This window comes from Mesorhizobium sp. B1-1-8 (assembly GCF_006442795.2).
In the GTDB taxonomy this organism is placed as follows: Bacteria; Pseudomonadota; Alphaproteobacteria; order Rhizobiales; family Rhizobiaceae; genus Mesorhizobium.
The window spans coordinates 1-20,438 of record NZ_CP083956.1; the positions used below are offsets into that span (position 1 = coordinate 1).

At 64.4% G+C, this 20,438-nt stretch carries 19 protein-coding genes and 1 pseudogene; 11 read left to right on the plus strand and 9 right to left on the minus strand.

Features of this window, described 5'->3' with window-relative positions; all coding sequences use genetic code 11:
• Window positions 1–64: 64 nt before the first annotated feature.
• From dnaA to FJ974_RS00030, 6 genes and pseudogenes are all read left to right on the plus strand, one after another.
• A pseudogene (dnaA, locus tag FJ974_RS00005) lies at window positions 65–1,470 on the plus strand (chromosomal replication initiator protein DnaA); the annotation flags it as partial.
• A 210-nt stretch (window positions 1,471–1,680) separates the two neighbouring features.
• Entirely contained in the window at window positions 1,681–2,799 is a 1,119-nt protein-coding gene (gene dnaN / locus FJ974_RS00010; protein ID WP_140533305.1) for a DNA polymerase III subunit beta, read from the plus strand.
• 29 nt (window positions 2,800–2,828) lie between these two features.
• Window positions 2,829–3,986, plus strand: coding sequence for a DNA replication/repair protein RecF (recF, locus tag FJ974_RS00015; RefSeq protein WP_140533398.1), 1,158 nt, complete (start codon window positions 2,829–2,831; stop codon window positions 3,984–3,986).
• Window positions 3,987–4,062: 76 nt separating this feature from the next.
• Window positions 4,063–4,818, plus strand: coding sequence for a molybdopterin-synthase adenylyltransferase MoeB (locus FJ974_RS00020; RefSeq protein WP_140533306.1), 756 nt, complete (start codon window positions 4,063–4,065; stop codon window positions 4,816–4,818).
• Between the two features lie 45 nt (window positions 4,819–4,863).
• Entirely contained in the window at window positions 4,864–6,117 is a 1,254-nt protein-coding gene (locus FJ974_RS00025; RefSeq protein ID WP_140533307.1) for an aconitase X, read from the plus strand.
• Window positions 6,114–6,524 (plus strand): aconitase X swivel domain-containing protein, encoded by a 411-nt coding sequence (locus tag FJ974_RS00030; RefSeq protein ID WP_140533308.1) that lies wholly within the window; start codon window positions 6,114–6,116, stop codon window positions 6,522–6,524. The genes FJ974_RS00025 and FJ974_RS00030 overlap by 4 nt, the downstream gene beginning before the upstream one ends.
• 7 nt (window positions 6,525–6,531) lie before the next feature.
• On the opposite strand, the gene FJ974_RS00035 is transcribed toward FJ974_RS00030, so the two are convergent.
• Complete coding sequence (locus FJ974_RS00035; RefSeq protein WP_140533309.1) at window positions 6,532–7,533, minus strand: 2-hydroxyacid dehydrogenase; 1,002 nt, start codon at window positions 7,531–7,533, stop codon at window positions 6,532–6,534.
• Window positions 7,534–7,701: 168 nt separating this feature from the next.
• Here FJ974_RS00035 and FJ974_RS00040 point away from each other — a divergent pair, with 168 nt between their 5' ends.
• A complete protein-coding gene (locus FJ974_RS00040) occupies window positions 7,702–8,262 on the plus strand; it encodes an SH3 domain-containing protein (RefSeq protein ID WP_140533310.1) in 561 nt (186 codons plus the stop codon).
• 5 nt (window positions 8,263–8,267) lie between these two features.
• On the opposite strand, the gene FJ974_RS00045 is transcribed toward FJ974_RS00040, so the two are convergent.
• Together FJ974_RS00045 and irrA are read right to left on the minus strand one after the other, a co-directional pair.
• A complete protein-coding gene (locus FJ974_RS00045; RefSeq protein ID WP_140533311.1) occupies window positions 8,268–8,648 on the minus strand; it encodes a DUF4260 domain-containing protein in 381 nt (126 codons plus the stop codon).
• Window positions 8,649–8,658: 10 nt separating this feature from the next.
• Window positions 8,659–9,090, minus strand: coding sequence for an iron response transcriptional regulator IrrA (gene irrA / locus FJ974_RS00050; RefSeq protein WP_140533312.1), 432 nt, complete (start codon window positions 9,088–9,090; stop codon window positions 8,659–8,661).
• A gap of 247 nt (window positions 9,091–9,337) precedes the next feature.
• Here irrA and fabA point away from each other — a divergent pair, with 247 nt between their 5' ends.
• From fabA to FJ974_RS00070, 4 genes are all read left to right on the plus strand, one after another.
• Window positions 9,338–9,853, plus strand: a complete 516-nt coding sequence (gene fabA, locus FJ974_RS00055; RefSeq protein ID WP_140533313.1) for a 3-hydroxyacyl-[acyl-carrier-protein] dehydratase FabA — start codon at window positions 9,338–9,340, stop codon at window positions 9,851–9,853.
• Window positions 9,854–9,979: 126 nt separating this feature from the next.
• On the plus strand, window positions 9,980–11,200 hold the full coding sequence (gene fabB / locus FJ974_RS00060; protein WP_140533314.1) for a beta-ketoacyl-ACP synthase I: 1,221 nt from the start codon (window positions 9,980–9,982) through the stop codon (window positions 11,198–11,200).
• Between the two features lie 30 nt (window positions 11,201–11,230).
• Window positions 11,231–12,043: an enoyl-ACP reductase FabI gene (gene fabI / locus FJ974_RS00065; RefSeq protein WP_140533315.1), complete on the plus strand. Its 813-nt coding sequence runs from the start codon at window positions 11,231–11,233 to the stop codon at window positions 12,041–12,043.
• Window positions 12,044–12,145: 102 nt separating this feature from the next.
• Window positions 12,146–13,699, plus strand: a complete 1,554-nt coding sequence (locus FJ974_RS00070; RefSeq protein ID WP_140533316.1) for a putative bifunctional diguanylate cyclase/phosphodiesterase — start codon at window positions 12,146–12,148, stop codon at window positions 13,697–13,699.
• A gap of 15 nt (window positions 13,700–13,714) precedes the next feature.
• On the opposite strand, the gene FJ974_RS00075 is transcribed toward FJ974_RS00070, so the two are convergent.
• The 6 genes from FJ974_RS00075 to rbfA form a co-directional block, all read right to left on the minus strand.
• Window positions 13,715–14,731 (minus strand): class I SAM-dependent methyltransferase, encoded by a 1,017-nt coding sequence (locus FJ974_RS00075; protein ID WP_140533317.1) that lies wholly within the window; start codon window positions 14,729–14,731, stop codon window positions 13,715–13,717.
• A gap of 71 nt (window positions 14,732–14,802) precedes the next feature.
• On the minus strand, window positions 14,803–16,950 hold the full coding sequence (pnp, locus tag FJ974_RS00080) for a polyribonucleotide nucleotidyltransferase (RefSeq protein WP_140533318.1): 2,148 nt from the start codon (window positions 16,948–16,950) through the stop codon (window positions 14,803–14,805).
• Between the two features lie 389 nt (window positions 16,951–17,339).
• Complete coding sequence (gene rpsO / locus FJ974_RS00085) at window positions 17,340–17,609, minus strand: 30S ribosomal protein S15 (protein ID WP_140533319.1); 270 nt, start codon at window positions 17,607–17,609, stop codon at window positions 17,340–17,342.
• A 195-nt stretch (window positions 17,610–17,804) separates the two neighbouring features.
• The gene (corA, locus tag FJ974_RS00090; RefSeq protein ID WP_140533320.1) at window positions 17,805–18,899 is read right to left on the minus strand and encodes a magnesium/cobalt transporter CorA; all 1,095 of its coding nucleotides are present in this window, start codon (window positions 18,897–18,899) and stop codon (window positions 17,805–17,807) included.
• Window positions 18,900–18,999: 100 nt separating this feature from the next.
• On the minus strand, window positions 19,000–19,962 hold the full coding sequence (gene truB, locus FJ974_RS00095; RefSeq protein WP_140533321.1) for a tRNA pseudouridine(55) synthase TruB: 963 nt from the start codon (window positions 19,960–19,962) through the stop codon (window positions 19,000–19,002).
• Window positions 19,962–20,387, minus strand: a complete 426-nt coding sequence (rbfA, locus tag FJ974_RS00100; protein WP_140533322.1) for a 30S ribosome-binding factor RbfA — start codon at window positions 20,385–20,387, stop codon at window positions 19,962–19,964. Before rbfA ends, truB begins: the two co-directional genes overlap by 1 nt.
• Between the last annotated feature and the right edge of the window lie 51 nt (window positions 20,388–20,438).

Here is a 20,438-nt window from a genome sequence, read left to right on the forward strand (position 1 = left end):
ATGGCGGCATCCAGCGACGCGGAACAGAAGTTCGAACGGGTCAAGGCCCAGTTGAAGGCGCGTCTTGGGGCGGAAGTCTATTCGAGCTGGTTCGGTCGCATGAAGGTTGCCGAGGCGTCCCGCGGCATTGTCCGTATCTCGGTGCCCACCGCCTTCCTGCGGTCGTGGATCAACGGCCACTATCTCGACCTTATCGCCGAGCTGTGGAGGCATGAGGATGCCGACGTTCTCAAGATCGAGATCGTCGTGCGGACCGCGACGCGGCAGGGCCGCAATCATGTCGAGCCGGAAATCGCCCCGGCGCGCAAGATGACCAAACAGACACAGACCGTCCTTGCCGCCGGCACCGCGACCGCAGGCCGGGTGGAACGGGCGCCTGCGCCGCGCCCGGGCGCGGCGGTGGAGACCGAGTTCCGCCACAACGTGCTGGGCTCGCCACTCGACCCCCGCTACACCTTCGCTTCCTTTATCGAGGGGCCCTCGAACCGGGTGGCCTTCGCGGCCGCCAAGGCGGTGGCGGAATCGCAGTCGAGCGCGGTGCGTTTCAACCCGCTCTTCCTTCACGCGACCGTCGGGCTGGGCAAGACGCACCTGCTGCAGGCGATCGCGGCGGACTCGCTGCGCCACAACCCGAAGTCGCGCGTCGTCTACCTGACGGCGGAATATTTCATGTGGCGCTTCGCCACCGCCATCCGCGACAACAATGCGCTGACGCTCAAGGAGCAGCTGCGCGACATCGATCTCCTGATCATCGACGACATGCAGTTCCTGCAAGGCAAATCGATCCAGCACGAGTTCTGCCACCTGATCAACATGCTGCTCGACAGCGCCAAGCAGGTGGTGGTGGCCGCCGACCGGCCGCCGTCGGAGCTGGAATCGCTGGAGCCTCGCGTGCGCTCGCGCCTCAATGGCGGCGTGGCGCTTGAAATGTCGGCGCCGGATTTCGCCATGCGGCTTGCCATGCTCAAGCTGCGCCTGGCGACCGCCAAGGTCGACGACGCCTCGCTCGCCATTTCGGAGGAGATCCTGAACCACGTCGCGCGCACGGTGACGGGAAGCGGACGCGAGCTCGAAGGCGCCTTCAACCAACTCTTGTTTCGCCAATCCTTCGAGCCGCAGATCACCATCGACCGGATCGACGAGATCCTCGGCCACATCTACCGCTCGGGCGAGCCGAAGCGGGTACGCATCGAGGACATCCAGCGCATCGTGGCGCGCCACTACAACGTGTCGAAGACCGAACTGCTCTCCAACCGGCGCACGCGCACCATCGTCAAGCCGCGGCAGGTGGCGATGTATCTGTCGAAGGTGATGACGCCACGCTCGCTGCCGGAAATCGGGCGGCGTTTCGGCGGCCGCGACCACACGACGGTGCTGCACGCGGTCCGCAAGATCGAGGATCTTTCCGGCGCCGACAATACGCTCGCACAGGAGCTCGAACTGCTCAGAAGGCTGATCAACGAGCAGGCCTGAGCGGTCCGAAAACGGCGAAGCGCGTCGCGCGACGCGCTTCGCCGGCTTTATCCCCAGAAAGCCCGCGCAACCGGCCGGAACCGGTGTCGCGGGCTTGCGTTTGCAGGTTTTTTACTATCAGCTTACACAGATTCTGAGCTTTTCGGAGCTTTCGCGGGCGCCGCATGCCGGAGACCCGTCCATTCATTGAAGCGAGCCTGTTTGGTCATGCGTGTTATCCTGGAACGGTCAAATCTCCTGAAGTCCCTCAACCATGTTCACCGGGTGGTCGAGCGGCGCAACACCATACCGATCCTGTCGAATGTGCTGCTCAACGCCGAAGGCGGCAGCCTCGAAATGAAAGCCACCGACCTCGACCTCGAAGTGACGGAGGCGACGCCCGCCAAAGTCGAGCGCGGCGGGGCGACGACGGTTCCGGCGCATCTGCTTTACGACATCGTGCGCAAGCTCTCCGACGGCGCCGAGGTGATGCTGAAGACGGACGAGGACGGCAACGCGATGACGGTGACGTCGGGCCGCTCCAGCTTCCGCCTGCAGTGCCTGCCGCAGTCCGATTTCCCGGAACTCTCGGCGGGATCCTTCTCGCACATCTTCCGGCTCGATTCGGTGGCGCTCAAAGGCCTGATCGACAAGACGCAGTTTGCCATCTCGACCGAAGAGACACGCTACTATCTCAACGGCATCTTCCTGCACACGCATGAAGCCGGCGGCAAGCTGAAGCTCCGCTCGGTGGCGACCGACGGGCATCGCCTGGCGCGCGCCGAGATCGATGCGCCGGCCGGATCGGAGGGCATGCCCGGCATCATCATTCCGCGCAAGACGGTGAGCGAGCTGCAGAAGCTGGTCGATGACCCGGATGTGGCGGTGACCACGGAATTGTCGGACACCAAGATCCGCTTCACCATCGGCAGCGTCGTTTTGACGTCGAAGCTGATCGACGGCACCTTCCCCGACTATCAGCGCGTCATTCCGACCGGCAACGACAAGAAGCTGATCATCGACCGCCAGAGCTTCGCCGCCGCCGTCGACCGCGTCTCGACCATTTCCTCCGAGCGCGGCCGCGCGGTGAAGCTTTCGATCAATGAGGGCCAGGTGACGCTTGCCGTTAACAATCCCGATTCGGGCAGCGCCACCGAGGAACTGGCAGCCGACTATTCGTCGGACCCGATCGAGATCGGCTTCAATGCCAAATATCTGCTCGACGTCGCCGCCCAGCTCACCGGCTCGGAAGCGAAGTTCATGCTGGCCGATGCCGGCTCGCCGACGCTGATCCACGATATGGCCGACGAGACCGCGCTCTACGTGCTGATGCCGATGCGGGTCTAAGGCCCGCGCCGGCCAGACATGCCGCCGTGATCGGGGATGCCAAACAGCTTCGGCAACAAAGCTACATAAGTAAGCTTACACTTACGAATTTCCGCAATTATGCGACGCTCTCCCTTGACCTTGCCGCCGGCGCGGTGGTGCTCTCCGGCGACAATGGCGCCGGCAAGACCAACCTTCTGGAAGCCATCTCGCTGCTGACGCCGGGGCGCGGGCTGCGCCGCGCACCCTACGCCGATGTGGCGCGCGAGGGCGGCGACGGCGGCTTTGCGCTGCACGCCCGCATCGAAGGGCCCGAAGGCGAGGTCGAGATCGGCACCGGCGTTGCCGGCGGCGATGCCGCCGGAGAAGGCGGCAGGCGGGTGCGGATCAACGGTGCCGCGGCGCGCTCGGCCGAGGACATGCTGGAATGGCTGCGGGTCGTCTGGCTGACGCCGGCGATGGATGGGCTGTTTCCCGGGCCGGCGGCCGACCGCCGCCGCTTCCTCGACCGGCTGGTGCTGGCGATCGATCCCGGCCACGGCCAGCGCGCAATCGACTACGAGAAAGCCATGCGTGGCCGTAACCGGTTGCTTACGGAAGGCTCGCGTGACGGCGCCTGGTTCGATGCGATCGAGACGCAGATGGCCGAAACCGGGGTGGCGATCGCGGCAGCGCGAACGGAACTGGTGCGGCTGCTCGCCGCCATGATCGACAGGCTGCCGGGCAGCGGCCCGTTTCCCCAGGCCGATATCAGCCTATCCGGCGAGCTGGAGAGCGAGATCGCCTTTGCCCCGGCGGTCGATGTCGAGGAACGATACCGGGCGACACTTGCCAACGGCCGCGAGCGCGACCGCGCCGCCGGCCGCACGCTCGACGGCCCGCATCGCTCCGACCTGATGGTGCGGCACCGGCCGAAGTCGATGCCGGCCGAGCTCTGCTCGACCGGCGAGCAGAAGGCATTGCTGGTCGGCATCGTGCTGTCGCATGCAAGGCTGACCGGCGAGATGTCGGGCCTGACGCCGATCCTTTTGCTCGACGAGATCGCCGCGCATCTGGACAGCGGCCGGCGCGCGGCGTTGTTCTCGATCCTGGAAGAACTGAACTGCCAGGCCTTCATGACCGGCACCGACGCGGCGCTGTTTTCCAGCCTTGCCGGCAGAGCGCAATTCCTGACGGTCGATCATGGCAGCGTCGAGCCGACCGGCTGAAAGTCTTGACGGGCTCAGGGCGCGTCGCCACCTGCCGGCGCATGACAAGGTTTGCTACCCGCTATATGGTCCGCCTATGACCGAGGCCGCCCTCACCGACGAAGAGCTCGAGCGCTATGCCCGCCACATCGTGCTGCCCGAGATTGGCGGCGCCGGCCAGCAGAAACTGAAGCGCGCACGTGTGCTGGTCATCGGCGCCGGCGGGCTGGGCGCGCCGGTGCTCGAATATCTCGCAGCAGCCGGCGTCGGCACGCTCGGCATCGTCGATAGCGACACCGTTTCGCTGTCGAACCTGCAGCGGCAGGTGATCCATGACAGCGACGCGATCGGCATAGCCAAGACCGACAGCGCCTCGGCGGCGATCATGCGCATCAATCCCAATGTCGCGGTGGAATTGCACCGCCTCAGGCTGACGGCGCAAAACGCCCCTGCCCTCGTCGCCCGCTACGATATCGTCGTCGACGGCTCCGACAATTTCGAGACGCGCTATGCGGTGGCCGATGCCTGCGCTGCGGAAAAGAAGCCCCTGGTGCACGCCGCGGTCGGCCGCTTCGACGGCTCGGTGACAGTGCTGAAACCGTTCGAGACGGGCACCGACGGCATACCCAATCCGAGCTATCGCGACCTTTTCCCGGAAGCGCCGCCGGAGGGACTGGTGCCGTCCTGCGCCGTCGCCGGCATTGTCGGCGCGCTGACCGGCGTCATCGGCACGCTGCAGGCCATGGAAGCGATCAAGCTGATTGCCGGCATCGGCGAGCCGCTGGTCGGGCGGCTGCTGCTTTACGATGCACTGACCGCCCGCTTCGACACCATCCGCTACAAGGCGGTCTGAGCGCATGGAACGGCCGATCTCAATCACCATGCGCAAGGTGCTGCCGTGAGTCTTGTGCTCAGTGCCGAAGAACAGGCAATTGCAGCCGGGAACGACGGCGCGGCGATGGCGATGCGCATCGTTGCCGAAAGCGGCCGCCTGCTCGGCGCGCCGCGGCTGATCCCGATCGCCTCGGCGCACATCGATGGGGCGCTTTACCACGGCGATTCCGGCACGCTGTTTGCCGAGCGGCTGGTCGTGGGCGGCGCAAAAGTCGCGGTGCGCTCGACGCTCAATGTCGGCGCGCTCGACCTCATGGGCTGCTCGCGCGTCCGCCTGGAAGAGCCGCAGCGCGGCATGGCGCGGCGAATGACGGAAGCCTATCGCAAGCTCGGCTGCGAGCAGAGCTGGACCTGCGCGCCCTATCAGGCCGGGCACCGGCCGGCGCAGGGCAGCGACGTCGCGTGGGGCGAATCGAACGCGGTGGTGTTCTGCAACTCGGTGCTGGGCGCGCGCACCAACCGCTACGGCGATTTCCTCGACATAGCCTGCGCCATCACCGGCCGCGCGCCCGACTATGGCCTGCATCGTGCCGAGAACCGGCGGGCGCGGCTGGTGTTCGACGTCTCGGGGCTTCCGGCCTCCTTCCTCGGCTCCGAGATCGCCTGGCCGGTGCTGGGCAGCCTCTACGGCCGCGAGGTGGGCAATACGATCGGTGTCGTCACAGGCGTGGCCAATCATCCTGGCGAGGACGCGCTGAAGGCCTTCGGCGCCGCCGCAGCATCATCCGGCGCAGTCGGCCTCTTCCACATTGCCGGCGTGACGCCCGAGGCACCCGACGCCCGGAGCATCCTTGCCGACGCAAAACCGGAGACGGTGATCCGCGTCACGCCTGAGATGACGGCGAAGGCGCGCGCCGGCCTGTCGACCGCCGCGACGCCGCCGACAATCGATGCCGTGGCGATCGGCAGCCCGCATCTGTCGCTTGCCGAATTCGAGCTGCTGGAGCGATTGATCGCCGGACGGCGTCTCGGCGTGCCGATCTATGCCTGCACCGGCCGCCATGTGCTGCCCGCGATCGAGCAGAGCGGTCGGCGCAAGGCGCTCGAGGCATGCGGGGTCATCATCGTCGCCGACACCTGCGTGGTGGTGACGCCGATCATGCCGGACCTTGCCGGCGGCACCTTGATGACCAACTCGGGAAAGTTCGCGCATTACGCGCCGGGAAATACCGGCTATGCGGTGCTTTACGCCTCGCTCGCCGACTGTGTTGAGAGCGCAGTGCTTGGCAGGCCGGTATTCACGGATATAGCGGCATGAGCGCGACCGCGGAAATCCTGGTTCCAGGCAAGGCCGGCGCGGGCGAAGCGCTGGTGCTGACGGCGCCGATCAGCTTCTGGGGCGGCGTCGATGCCAAGAGCGGCCGGATTGCCGACGTCCGCCATCCGCAGCATGGGCAAAGCATATCCGGCCGCGTGCTGTTCCTGCCGGGCACCATCGGTTCGTCGTCCGCATCGGCCGTGCTGATGGAGCTTGTCCACAGCGGTCACGCGCCGGCGGCGCTCGTGCTGCACGAGCCTGATGCGATCCTTTTGCTCGGGCTGATCGTCGCCAGGGAAATGGGCTGGGAGACGCCGATGGCGGTCCAGCTGGCTCGAAACCTGTTCGAGACCTATCGCGGAAGGACTTTGACGGTCACCGAGGACGGCGCCCTCATCGCCAGGTGAAAAAAGCTCAGGTCCGCAGCGGCAGCACGCGATCCGGCGGGCGGTGGCCGTCGAAGAAGGCGCGGATGTTGATGATCACCTTCTCGCCCATGTCGATGCGGCCTTCGAGTGTCGCCGAGCCCATATGCGGCAAAAGCACGACCTTGCCCTTGTGAGCGAGCTTCAAGAGTTTGCTATTGAGCGCCGGCTCATGCTCGTAGACATCGAGCCCGGCGCCGGCGATCTTGCCGTCCTGGATAAGCTTGATCAGCGATTCCTCGTCGATGATGTCGCCGCGCGCGGTGTTGACGATGTAGGCAGAGGGCTGCATCAGCGCCAGGCGCCGCGCCGAAAGCAGGTGAAAGGTCGCCGGCGTCGAGGGGCAGTTGACCGAGATGATGTCCATGCGGGCAAGCATCTGGTCGAGGCTTTCCCAATAGGTCGCTTCCAGTTCCTCCTCGACCGCCGGCAGCACGCGGTGGCGGTTGTGGTAGTGGATCGACAGGCCGAACGCCTTGGCGCGCCTGGCAACCGCCGTGCCGATGCGGCCCATGCCAACGACGCCGAGACGTTTGCCCCAGATGCGCCGGCCGAGCATCCAGGTCGGCGACCAGCCGGCCCATTTCCTGTCGCCGGTGAGCACATTGGCGCCTTCGGCCAGCCGCCGCGGCACCGCCAGCATCAGCGCCATCGTCATGTCGGCGGTGTCCTCGGTGAGCACATTCGGCGTGTTGGTGACGGTGACGCCCTTCTTGGCCGCCGCCGCCACATCGATCTTGTCGACGCCGTTGCCGAAATTGGCGATCAGCTTGAGGTTCTCGCCGGCCTGGGCGATCAGCGCCGCGTCGATATGGTCGGTGATGGTCGGGACAAGCACATCGGCTTCCTTGACGGCGGCGACCAGCTCCGGCTGCGTCATCGGCCGGTCCTCGACATTCAGCCGCGCGTCGAACAGCTCGCGCATGCGGGTTTCGACCGGATCGGGCAGCTTGCGCGTTATGACGACGAGGGGCCTTTTCTTGCCTGCCATTTTATTCCCGAAGCTTCCTCGAAGGCGATCTCGTTGAGACCTCTTTAACCAAGACAAGCGAAACTTGTAGCCAGTCGCGGTATCAGCCCACTCCTGTAACAAGCGGTGCCGCCGAAGACAAAGAAAAAGGGGCGCTCCTGCCGACGGCAGGCGCCGAAAGGAATGAAAGTGTCTGCTTTCGCGTCGCTTCGCCTGGCCTTCAGCGCAGCCGCTCTCGGCGCGCTCATTTGTGCGCCGCAGGCCTCGGCGCAAAGCGCGGCGGCCGCGCCCGCGCAAACAGTGACGCTGGGACCGAGCGGCCTGCCGCTGCCGCGCTTCGTCAGTCTGAAGTCCGGCCGCGTCAACTCGCGCGTCGGCCCCGGCGCCAATTACTCCGTCGACTGGATGTACATGAAGGCCGGGCTGCCGATGGAAATCATCCAGGAGTTCGACACCTGGCGCCGCGTGCGCGATGCCGATGGCTCCGAGGGCTGGATCAATCAGTCGCTTCTCTCCGGCCGCCGCACGGCGATCGTCGCGCCGTGGCAGCGCAGCAAGGGCAACCGAATCAATCTGCTCGACGATCCCGATAAGGATGCCGGCGTCGTCGCTATCCTCGAGCCGGGCGTTATGGGCGCCATCAAGAAGTGCGATGGCCAATGGTGCGAAATGACCTTCGATGGTCATACCGGCTGGATCGCCCAGTCGCAGGTCTGGGGCGCTTATCCGGGCGAGAAGGTCAAGAACTAGGGCCCCTATCGGACCGCGCCAGCGCGCTCGCGACCGATGCGGCCGAGATGGGTGTCCTGAAAACCCGTGGACAACTTTAGACCATATCCCAGCGCCCGGTCGATGGCGATGTGGGCAAGCCAGATCAGTGCGACAGCGGTGGTGGTTGAGCTGGCAAGCGGGCTGCCCGCGAGCAGCAGGGCAAGCGAAAAGATCAGCGTGTGGAAGGCATTGTAGGCGATCGCACCGACGCGCGGTCCGGCCAGATAACCCAGCATCGAGAGATCCGGCGCCAGGATGAGCAGCGCAAACAGCCACCAGGACACGCCGGTCGCCGCATAAAAAACGACGGCCGCGACAGTGGCGGCAAGCCATTCGAGTCGTATCACAAGGTCGACGGGGCGCATCGCAGGCAGATCAATCGCGGCTCTTGGGGCGGAGCCTCACCACAATGTCGACATTGGCGATTTCCATGCCTTCCGGGGGGTCCGGCAGGTTGGAGACGCTCACCGGGCCGCCGGCGATATCGAAAATCCTGTTCTCGCCTTCGATATAGAAATGATGGTGGTCGGACGTGTTGGTGTCGAAATAGGTTTTCGACCCCTCGACCGCGAGGATGCGCAGCAGGCCGGCCTGGGTGAACTGGTGGAGGGCGTTGTACACGGTGGCCAGCGAAACGGGCACCCCGGCGGCGATCGCCTCCTCGTGCAATTCCTCGGCCGACAGATGGCGGTCGCCCTTGGCGAAAAGCAGATCGGCCAGCGCGATGCGCTGGCGTGTCGGCCTCAGGCCGGCTTCGCGAACCCGCTTGTCCACAGTGACTATTTCCTTCCGGCAGCCCGAATCCATCTATCCCGTCGAAGCTTGTGGCCCAGCCCCTCTAAACAGGTCCGCAATGGCGAAAAAACGTCAAAAGCCAAAAACGAACGCCACCCGACATATATTCTGTCGCCCGAATGCGATCAATAGCGCGCATTGACCCCGGCAGGCGCACGGGTTAAGCGCAAACGCCGGTTTCCGGCCACAAACAGAGTGTGTTAGGAAACCAGCGAAAATGGGCGCCCTGCCGCCCGGGACGAACACGGGGTCAGAATAGATGGCGGGTCAAAAGTCCAGCTATGATTACGAGGAACTGCTTGCCTGCGCCCGCGGCGAGCTGTTCGGACCGGGCAACGCCCAGCTGCCCTACCCGCCGATGCTGATGTTCGACCGCATCACCGAGATCAGCGAGACCGGCGGCGCCTTCGACAAGGGTTTCATCCGCGCCGAATTCGACATCAAGCCGGACCTGTGGTTCTTCGCCTGCCATTTCATCGGCAATCCGATCATGCCGGGCTGCCTCGGCCTCGACGCCATGTGGCAATTGACCGGCTTCTATCTCGGCTGGCTCGGCGAGCCGGGAAAGGGCATGGCGCTGTCGACCGGCGAAGTCAGATTCAAGGGCATGGTGACGCCTTCGGTCAAGAAAGTCGAATATGGCGTCGACTTCAAGCGCGTGATGCGCGGGCGCCTGGTGCTCGGCATCGCCGATGGCTGGCTCAAGGCGGACGGCGAACCCATATACGCAGCAACGGATCTGAAGGTCGGCCTGTCCAAGCAGCCAGCCGCCTGACCGTTTTTCGCCACGGCGCTCGAGTCCCAACGGAGGGGAAAGGGTGCCGTCAGCTGTTTATTTTGCGTATGAACCCTGGCCAAAACCGATTACGGTCCTCGGGAAATACGCTGGAAGGAGTTGCGAATGAGACGGGTCGTTGTGACAGGCCTAGGCATCGTGTCGTCGATCGGCAACAATGCCAATGAGGTGCAGACCTCGCTTCACGATGCCAGATCCGGCATCAGCTTCTCCAATTCCTTCGCCGAGCACGGCTTCCGCTGCCAGGTGTGGGGCGCGCCGACGCTCGACCCGTCGGCGATGATCGATCGCCGCGCCATGCGCTTCCTGAGCCAGGGCGCTGCCTGGAACCATGTTGCCATGGACCAGGCGATCGCCGACGCCGGGCTCGGCGAGAGCGACATAACCAACGAGCGCACCGGCATCGTCATGGGTTCGGGCGGACCGTCGACCCGCACCATCGTGGAGGCCGCCGAAACCACGCTCAAGAACGGCAGCCCGAAGCGCATCGGCCCGTTCGCCGTGCCGAAGGCGATGTCGTCGACGGCCTCGGCGACGCTTGCCACATGGTTCAAGATCCACGGCGTCAACTACTCGATCTCGTCGGCCTGCTCGACCTCGGCGCATTGCATCGGCAACGGTTACGAGCTGATCCAATGGGGCAAGCAGGACATGGTCTTTGCCGGCGGCCACGAGGATCTCGACTGGACGATGTCGGACCTGTTCGACGCCATGGGCGCGATGTCCTCGAAGTTCAACGACAAGGCATCCACTGCATCGCGCGCGTATGACGTCAACCGCGACGGCTTCGTCATTGCCGGCGGCGCCGGCGTGCTGGTGCTGGAAGAGCTGGAGCATGCCAAGGCGCGCGGCGCCAAGATCTATGCCGAGATCGTCGGCTATGGCGCGACCTCCGACGGCTACGACATGGTCGCGCCGTCGGGCGAAGGCGCTGTCCGCTGCATGCGGCAGGCGCTTGCCACCGTCTCCTCGCCGGTCGACTACATCAACACCCACGGCACCTCGACGCCGGTCGGTGATTCCAGGGAAATGGGCGCCATCCGCGAGGTGTTCGGCGACAAGATGCCGTTCATCACTTCGACCAAGTCGCTTACCGGCCATTCGCTGGGCGCGGCCGGCGTACAGGAATCGATCTATTCGATCCTGATGATGCAGGGCGGCTTCATCGGCGAGAGCGCCCATATCGAGGAGCTCGATCCGGAATTCGAGGGCATGCCGATCGTGCGCAAGCGCATCGACGACGCCAGGATCGACACCGTTTTGTCCAATTCCTTCGGTTTCGGTGGCACCAACGCAACGCTGATTTTCCAGCGCTATTCCGCATAGGCCAGCGTTTTTTAACAAGGATTGCCGGGCATGGACGGGCTGATGAAGGGCAAGCGCGGGCTTGTCATGGGTGTTGCCAACGATCATTCGATCGCCTGGGGGATCGCCAGGAAACTGTCCGAGCACGGGGCTGAGCTTGCCTTTACGTACCAGGGCGACGCGTTCGGGCGCAGGGTCAAGCCGCTTGCCGAAAAGCTCGGCGCCTCGCTCGTCGTGCCTTGCGACGTCGAGGACAGCGTCTCGGTCAGCGCGACGTTCGAGACGCTCGGCAAGGCCTGGGGCGAGCTCGATTTCGTCGTCCACGCCATCGGCTTTTCCGACAAGAACGAGCTCAAGGGCCTCTACGCCGACACCAGCCGCGACAACTTCGTGCGCACCATGGTGATCTCCTGCTATTCCTTCACCGAGGTCGCCCGCAATGCCGCCGCGCTGATGGCGAAGGGCGGCTCGATGATCACGCTGACCTATGCCGGGTCAGTCAGGGTGATGCCGAACTACAACGTCATGGGCGTCGCCAAGGCCGGACTCGAGGCCAGCGTGCGCTATTTGGCCAACGATTACGGCCCGCGCGGCATCCGCGTGAACGGCATCTCGGCCGGACCGGTGCGAACGCTTGCCGGCTCCGGCGTTTCCGACGCGCGCCACATGTTCTCCTACCAGCAGCGCAACTCGCCGCTGCGGCGCACGGTGACCATCGACGAGGTCGGCGGTTCGGCGCTCTATCTGCTCTCCGATCTGTCTTCAGGCGTCACCGGCGAGATCCACTATGTCGATTCAGGCTATCACATCGTTTCCATGCCGGCGCTTGAGGAATTGAAGCAGAACGACGGCGCCCGCGAATAATTCGCCGTTACAAATAATACCTTCCAGTAAAATTGGATTCATCGGCGGAAACTCATTTTAAGAAGATTTCCGCTAAAAGGCCCTGTAATTCAGGGACCTTGTATGCCTGCTGTCAGCAATCCGAAGCGAACTCCGCTGTTCCGGCTGATCACCGTCGCCAGCTCGGGCATGGGCAGTTTTATCCTCGGCCTCTGGGGGCTGCGTTACGGCTTCGGCGACGGTCTGGCCGGCATGCCGGCCGAAACAATGGCGGGCGTTATTGCCGCCCTCTGCGCCCTTTCGGCCGGCGGCGCCGCGTTGTCTTTCTTCGCCGGCGTCGATGAATCGGCCGACTACGTCTTCAAGGAAACGCATTTCGACAAGCTGACCGGCCTGTTGTCGCGCCCGGCCATGGTCGGCAGGATCGCCAAGGCCGCATCGGAGACGGTTCTGACGGGCGAACCGGTCTTCCTGATCGACATCGACATCGATCGTTTCAAGCAGATCAACGATGCCATCGGCTACAGCAATGGCGACGAGTTAATCCGCGTCTTCACCGGGAGGCTGACGGAGAACATGCCGCAGGGTGCGGTGATCGGGCGCATCGGCGCCGGCGAATTCGCCGTGCTGCTGCCCGACAGCGAGATCAAGGGATCGCTCGAAACGTTCGTCGAGAAGTTCATCAACGACATGATGGAGCCCTATCAGCTGCAGACGCATCTGCAATCGGTCAGCATGTCGGTCGGCATCGTGGCGATGCCTAAGGACGGCGTTGATCCGGTCCTTGTCCTGCGCCGCTCAAACCTGGCGCTGCAGAATGCGCGCGCCAGCGGCATCGGCAACTGGTCGGTGTTCCATGCCGACATGGGGCGGGTGGCGGACTACCGGCAATGGATCGAGTCCGAGCTGAAGACCGCATTCGACCGAGGCGATTTCGATCTTCATTACCAGCCGCAGTTCGACCTGCCGAGCGCGCGGGTCGTCGGTTACGAGGCGCTGATACGCTGGAAGCACCCGGAACGCGGCATGATCCCGCCGATGGAGTTCATTCCGATCGCCGAGGAAACCGGCATGATCAACCCGATCGGCGAATGGGTGCTGCGCAAGGCCTGCAGCGATGCCCGCTTCCTGCCGGAGGATTGCTTCGTCGCGGTCAACATCTCGCCGGTTCAGTTCATGACCAAGGATTTCGTCGGCATCGTGCGCGCGACGATAGCATCGACCGGCATCAAGCCGTCGCGGCTGGAGCTGGAGGTCACCGAGACGGCGATGATGCAGGACCGCGACCGCGCGGCCATCATCCTGCAGCAGCTCGCCGATATGGGCATCTCGGTGGCGGTCGACGATTTCGGCACCGGGTATTCCAATCTGAGCTACCTGATCGATTTCTCGTTCGGCAAGCTGAAGATCGACCGCTCCTTCGTCAGCCGCATCGATACCGATTCCAGCTCGGGCGCGGTGGTCTCGACCATCGTGGGATTGTCGCGGGCGCTGGGCGTCGGCATCATCGCCGAAGGTGTCGAGACCGAGAACCAGGCCACGATGCTGCGCGCGGCTGGCTGCGAACTGGTGCAAGGTTATCTGTTCGGCCGGCCGGCACCGCTCAAGGTTGAACGCGGCCAGGCGCGCGTCGCCCATGGCACACGCCAGCCGGCACGCATCGTCAGTCTGCAATAAGCAAGTCGTCCCCGCTTACCGGCGCGCCGACAACACCTTGAACATGCCGTCGCGGGCGATTTCGGCATGGCTGGAAAAGGCTGTCGCCAGCACCTCTTCATAAGGAAGCTGGCGGTTGGCGACCATGAACAGCCGCCCGCCCGGTTTCAGCGCTTTTGCCGCCGCACGGATCATGCCGGCGCCGATGCCCGGCTCGGCCGCCCGGCCGCTGTGAAAGGGCGGGTTCATGACGACCGTATCATAGCGCCGCTCGACCGCCTCGGTGAGCAGGTCGATCCAGAAGAAATTTCTCGCGACCGATAGACCGGCAGCGTCAAGGTTGGCCTTGGCCGCTTCGAGCGCCGCGAAGTCGGCCTCGTAGAGATCGAGTGCCGAAATGCCGGGGGAACGCGCTGCGATCTCGGAGGCCAGATAGCCCCAGCCGGAACAGAAATCGGCAACGCCGCCGCGCAGGTCGGTTGGAAGATTGTCCGCCAGCAGTTTCGACCCGGCATCGATCCGGTCGAACGAAAACATGCCGGGCGCGGTGCGGAAACGGCCCTCGACAACCCCATCGGGATTGGCCGCGCGAAGCGCCGCAGCCGCCTCGGAACCTGCCCGGCGGAACCAGAAGGCGACGCCATGATGTTTCGGCAGGTGAGCTTCGAGCGCCGCCAACGCATCGATGCGCCTGCGCAGGCTGTCGATGCCGTCGTCCTTGCCGCCGGCAACCACGATCAGCCCGCCCGGGGCGACACGTTCTATGGCCTCTGCTATGCGCAGCTCGTTCTGGCCGCGGTGGCGGCCGGCGAGGATAAATGCCGCATCGAAGGCCGAGCCTTCCGCTTGCGGGGTGACCTCATGGCCATTGGCTTGCAGGGCACGGAAATATGGCCGGAAGCCTTGCACCAGATGAAGGGACGCATCGAAGCCTTCGGGCAAACGGAAACCGGGTTCGGCGCCAAGAAAGAGAATGCGCGCGCCCTCTTGCGGCAGGGGCAGCGCCTCGGCCTCGAAGGGGTGGAACAGTGTCTTGAGCGGTTCTGCGGACATTCGCGCAGTCCTTCAAACAAAACGGGCGCGACCTCGCGGCGCGCCCGTTTCAATTCACCCGGTCAGACCGATCAGGCGGCGTCTTCCTCGCCGTCGGCCTTCTTCTCGCGCACGATTTCCTTGCCGGTCGCCTGGTCGACGACCTTCATCGACAGGCGAACCTTGCCGCGCTCGTCGAAGCCCATCAGCTTGACCCAGACCTTGTCGCCTTCCTTGACGACGTCCGAGGTCTTGGCAACGCGCTCATTGGCGAGCTGCGAGATGTGGACGAGACCGTCGCGCGGGCCGAAGAAGTTGACGAACGCGCCGAAGTCGGCGGTCTTGACGACGGTGCCTTCGTAGATCTCGCCGACTTCCGGCTCGGCGACGATGGTGTGGATCCATTTCCTCGCCGCCTCGATCTCCTTGGCGTTCGACGAAGCGATCTTGACCGTGCCGTCGTCCTCGATGTTGATCTTGGCGCCGGTCTTCTCGACGATCTCGCGGATCACCTTGCCGCCGGAGCCGATGACATCGCGGATCTTGTCGGTCGGGATATGCATGACCTCGATGCGCGGCGCGAACTCGCCGAGCTCGGCACGCGCGCCGGACAGCGCATGCGCCATTTCGCCGAGGATATGCAGACGGCCGTCCTTGGCCTGGCCGAGCGCGACCTGCATGATCTCCTCGGTGATGCCGTCGATCTTGATGTCCATCTGCAGCGAGGTGATGCCGTTGGCGGTGCCGGCGACCTTGAAGTCCATGTCGCCGAGATGATCCTCGTCACCAAGGATGTCGGAGAGCACCGCGAAGCGCTCGCCTTCCTTGATCAGGCCCATGGCGATGCCCGCGACAGGCTTTGCCAGCGGCACGCCGGCATCCATCAGCGCCAGCGAGGTGCCGCAGACGGTGGCCATCGACGACGAGCCGTTGGACTCGGTGATCTCCGAGACGACGCGCAGCGTGTAGGGGAACTGGTCGGCGGTCGGCAGCATCGGCCGGATGGCGCGCCAGGCGAGCTTGCCATGGCCGATTTCGCGGCGGCCCGGCGAACCCATGCGGCCGGTTTCACCGACCGAGTAGGGAGGGAAGTTGTAGTGAAGGAGGAACTTCTCCTTGTACATGCCGGTCAAGGAATCGACATACTGCTCGTCCTCGCCGGTGCCGAGCGTTGCGACGACCAGCGCCTGGGTCTCGCCGCGGGTGAACAGCGACGAACCGTGGGTGCGCGGCAGGACGCCGACTTCGGAGACGATCTTGCGGACGGTCTTGAGGTCACGGCCATCGATGCGCGAGCCGGTGTCGAGGATGTTCCAGCGCACGACCTTGGCCTGGAGCTCCTTGAACACGCTGCCGATCTGCTCGGACGTGTACTTCGCATCCTCGCCTTCGGCGGGCGCGAATGCAGCCTTGACCTTCGCCTTGACGGCATCGACGGCGGCATAGCGCTTCTGCTTGTCGGTGATCTTGTAGGCGTCGCGCAGCTCGTCGCCGACGATCTTCAGCATCTCGCCTTCGAGCTCGGAATAGTCGGGCGCGGTGAAGTCGCGCGGGTCCTTGGCGGCGACCTCGGCCAGCTTGATGATCGCCTCGATCACCGGCTGGAAGCCCTTGTGGCCGAACATGACGGCGCCGAGCATCAGCTCCTCGCTGAGCTCCTTGGCCTCGGATTCGACCATCAGTACGGCGTCGGTAGTGCCGGCGACAACGAGGTCGAGCTTGGATTCCTCCATCTCGTCGATATGCGGGTTGAGCACATATTCGCCGTTGATGTAGCCGACGCGGGCGCCGCCGATCGGGCCCATGAAGGGCACGCCGGAGAGCGTCAGGGCCGCCGACGTGGCGACGATCGACAGGATGTCCGGATCGTTCTCGAGATCATGCTGGACGACGGTGACGACGATCTGGGTGTCGTTTTTGTAGCCGTCGGCGAAGAGCGGACGAATCGGGCGGTCGATCAGGCGGGAAACCAATGTTTCCTTCTCGCTCGGACGGCCCTCGCGCTTGAAATAGCCGCCCGGGATCTTGCCGGCGGCATAGGTCTTTTCCTGGTAGTTGACGGTGAGCGGGAAGAAATCGAGGCCAGGCTTTGGCTCCTTCATCGAAACGACGGTGGCCAGAACCACGGTCTCGCCGTAGGTGGCGAGCACCGCGCCGTCAGCCTGGCGCGCGATCTTGCCGGTTTCCAGGATGAGCGGACGGCCGCCCCATTCGATTTCCACTTTGTGGTGATTGAACATATCTTGTCCTTCATATGCGGAAAGGCCGCACCGTCTTGACGGTTGCGCTTATCCCTTCCCTGGCTTCCTTCTCGGGCAGCCACGGGCAAGACAACGGGAAGCTCGAATGGTCCGGCCTCAAAAGCCAAGCGAGCGTCCTGCAATCCTGCCCCATGACCGTCCATGGGTTGGCTCCGAGTGGCCCTCTGCACTCCCGGAACCGGGTCTGGCCGACCGCTCGGCCGGCCTCGCGCATGACGCCGAAAACCCGTGTTTTCGGACCGCGCCCGGCGCGAATGCGAATTCCCGGAGCGCGTTCGCGCTCCACTTCCAGCATCTGCGCACCAGACCTTCCGATGCGCCAATGCGCGACCGGCGGACCCTCCGAGGAGAGCCCGCCGGTCAATTCGTCAGCGACGGAGACCGAGCTTCTCGATCAGCGTCTGGTAGCGCGCGTCATCCTTGCGCTTGAGATAATCAAGCAGGCTGCGGCGCTGGGAGACGAGAGCGAGCAGACCACGGCGGGAATGGTTGTCCTTCTTGTGGTCCTTGAAGTGGTCCGTCAGGTTCTTGATGCGCTCGGAAAGGATGGCAACCTGGACTTCCGGAGACCCGGTATCGCCCTTTGCAGTTGCAAATTCAGCCATCAATTCCTTCTTGCGCTCGGCAGTAACCGACATCGTGCTTTTCCTTATCTGTTCGAGGAAACGGGACGCCCACAGCCGGGATGTCGTCCAGCAGGGGCCAGTGCGAGCAACGCGTCAGGGCGCGAAGCTGCGGCGCATATAGTGCAATTCCGGACAAAACACCAGCATAATTCACAAGCCGGCTTTGTCGCAGGCCGGCGCGGCCGAAATCGCGGATTTTGCGTTCTGCTACAACCACTTCTTCCATTTGAAGAAAGCGACGAGCCCGACGGCGACAATTGCCATGAACACCAGTGCCGCCGGATAGCCGTAATAGGCCTTCAGCTCCGGCATATTCCAGGGCGAGGTGCCGGGGTCGAAATTCATGCCCCAGACGCCGACGAGGAAGGTGAGCGGCATGAAGATCACCGAGACGATCGTCAGATAGGAGATGACGTCGTTGGTGCGCGCCTGGGTCAGCGACAGATGCATCTCGATCAGGCCGGTCAGCATGTCGCGCTGGTTCTCGACCAGCTCGATCAGCCGCAGCGCATGGTCGAGCGTGTCGTTGACGAATATCTTCGTCTCGGCCTTGACGAAGGACACGTCGTTGCGGATCAGCGTCGCCAGCGCATCGCGCATCGGCCACAGCACACCCTTCAGCACATTGGCGTCGCGGCGCAACTCGTGCAGCTGCCGCATCTGATGCTTGTGCGGCGTGTTGAGCATCTGGTCCTCGATGCCGTCGACCAGCTCGCTCGCCGCCTCGATCGGCGGGAAGTAGCTGTCGACAATGGCGTCGATGAGCGCATAGGCGAGGTAGTCGGCATTGCGCGAGCGCAACCGGTTGGGCATGGCGCTGGCGATGCGCTTGCGCACGGGGTCGAACGGGTCGCCCTCGCGCTCCTGGAAGGTGACGACGAAAGTCTTGCCGAAGAACAGCGAGATCTGCTCGTAGCGATGCGCCGTCACATCGTCGATCATGCGCATGACGACAAAGGCATGATCCTCGAAGAAGTCCACCTTCGGCCGCTGGCCGGTGTTGACGACATCCTCCAGCGCCAGCGGATGCAGGTTGAAAATCCGGCCGATCTCTTCGATCAGCTGAATGTTGGCAAGCCCGGTGCAGTCCAGCCAGACGACAGGCCAGCTGTGGCAATGGGTGTTGAGGTCGTCGATGCTGGCGTTGTCGATGGTCTTGAATTTTTCCGGCGAGATCAGTGTCAGCCTGAGCTCGCTGCGCCGCGCTCCCGGGTCGGCGATCAGTGTGCCGGGCGACGCACCGACAGGTGGCCGTCGGGTTTTCAGCGGCGCCCGTTTCCTGGCGGTATCAGCCTTTGCCATGTGCCTTCACCCGATTCCCCACCGAGATTAGCGCATGGGCCTTGCAACCGGTATTGGTTTGCGGACAGATCATGCGCGAATTCAAGATGTTAGGTGGAACTTAGCCGGTAAAGACACGCTTGGGCTTGAACATGCCCTGCTCGACGGCGCCGATGGCGACGAGCTTGCCGCGCGCGGTGGCGCAAGCCTCCTCGGCCTCGACCGGCGCGTCGCGGCCGCGGATGATGACCGGATTGCCGAGCCGGATCTTGGTCGCCGCGTCGTCGCTGACCGCGATCTGCGGCAGGCAATCGAGCGCAACCGCGGTGTCGACGAGCAGCGCGTCGATGGCGCTGAAATCGGCCGGGTGATCAGTCGCCCCCGTGGCCGCACTGCCTTCCTCGCCGTCGAAGCGGGCCGCCTCGAGTTCGGCGACGGTCACCAAATCCTCGGGCGTAAACGGCTCGACCTCGACGCGGCGCAGTTCGGCGATGTGGCCGAAACAGCCGAGGTCGCGGCCCATGTCGCGCGCCAGCGAGCGCACATAGGTGCCCTTGCCGCATTCGACCTCGAAGATCGAGCGGTCGACGCCGTGTTCGACCATTTCGAGGCGGCCGATCTCGATCTCGCGCGCGGGAATATCGACCGTCTCGCCGTCGCGGGCGAGGTCATAGGCGCGCTCGCCCGATATCTTGATGGCCGAGAATTGCGGCGGCGTCTGCATGATGATGCCGGTGTATTTCGGCAGCAGCGCCCTCACCTCGGCTTCCGCCGGGCGGCGGTCCGAGCTCCTGGTCACCGGACCTTCGAGGTCGTCGGTCGAGCGCTCCTCGCCCCAGGCGACGGCAAAGCGGTAGACTTTGGCGCCGTCCTGCACGTAGGGCACAGTCTTGGTCGCCTCGCCGAGCGCGATCGGCAGCATGCCGGAGGCAAGCGGATCGAGCGTGCCGGCGTGGCCGGCCTTCTCGGCCTGGAACAGCCATTTGATCTTGGAGACGGCCTCGGTCGAGCCCATGCCGACCGGCTTGTCCAGCACCACCCAGCCTGAGACCGGCCGGCCCTTTTTCTTGCCGCGACGCGCCACTATTCCTCGTCCTCGTCCTCGTCCTTGTTCTCGTCTGCGGGGCCGAGATCGCGCGCCACTTCGGGCGACTTCAGCAGTTCGTTGATCCTGGCGAAATTGTCGAAGGAGGTATCGAGCCGGAAGCGGAACTCGGGCATGTATTTCATCTGCCGCAGCGCGCCGGAGACGCGGCCGCGGACGAACTTGGCGTGGCTGTTCAGCGCCTCGACCACCGCGTCGGCGTCGCCCGCGCCGAGCGGCGAGACGAAAGCGGTGGCGATCTTGAGATCCGGCGACATGCGCACCTCGGAAACGGAGACGACGCTGTTCTCGATAACCGGATCGATGATCTCGCCGCGCTGCAAGGTTTCGGACAGCGCATGGCGCACCTGCTCGCCGACGCGCAGCATGCGCTGGGAGGGGCCTGAAGTGGTTGGACGGGGCATATTTTCTCGATCCGGAAAGCGTGAGGCGCGGGATAGGACCATGCCGCATGT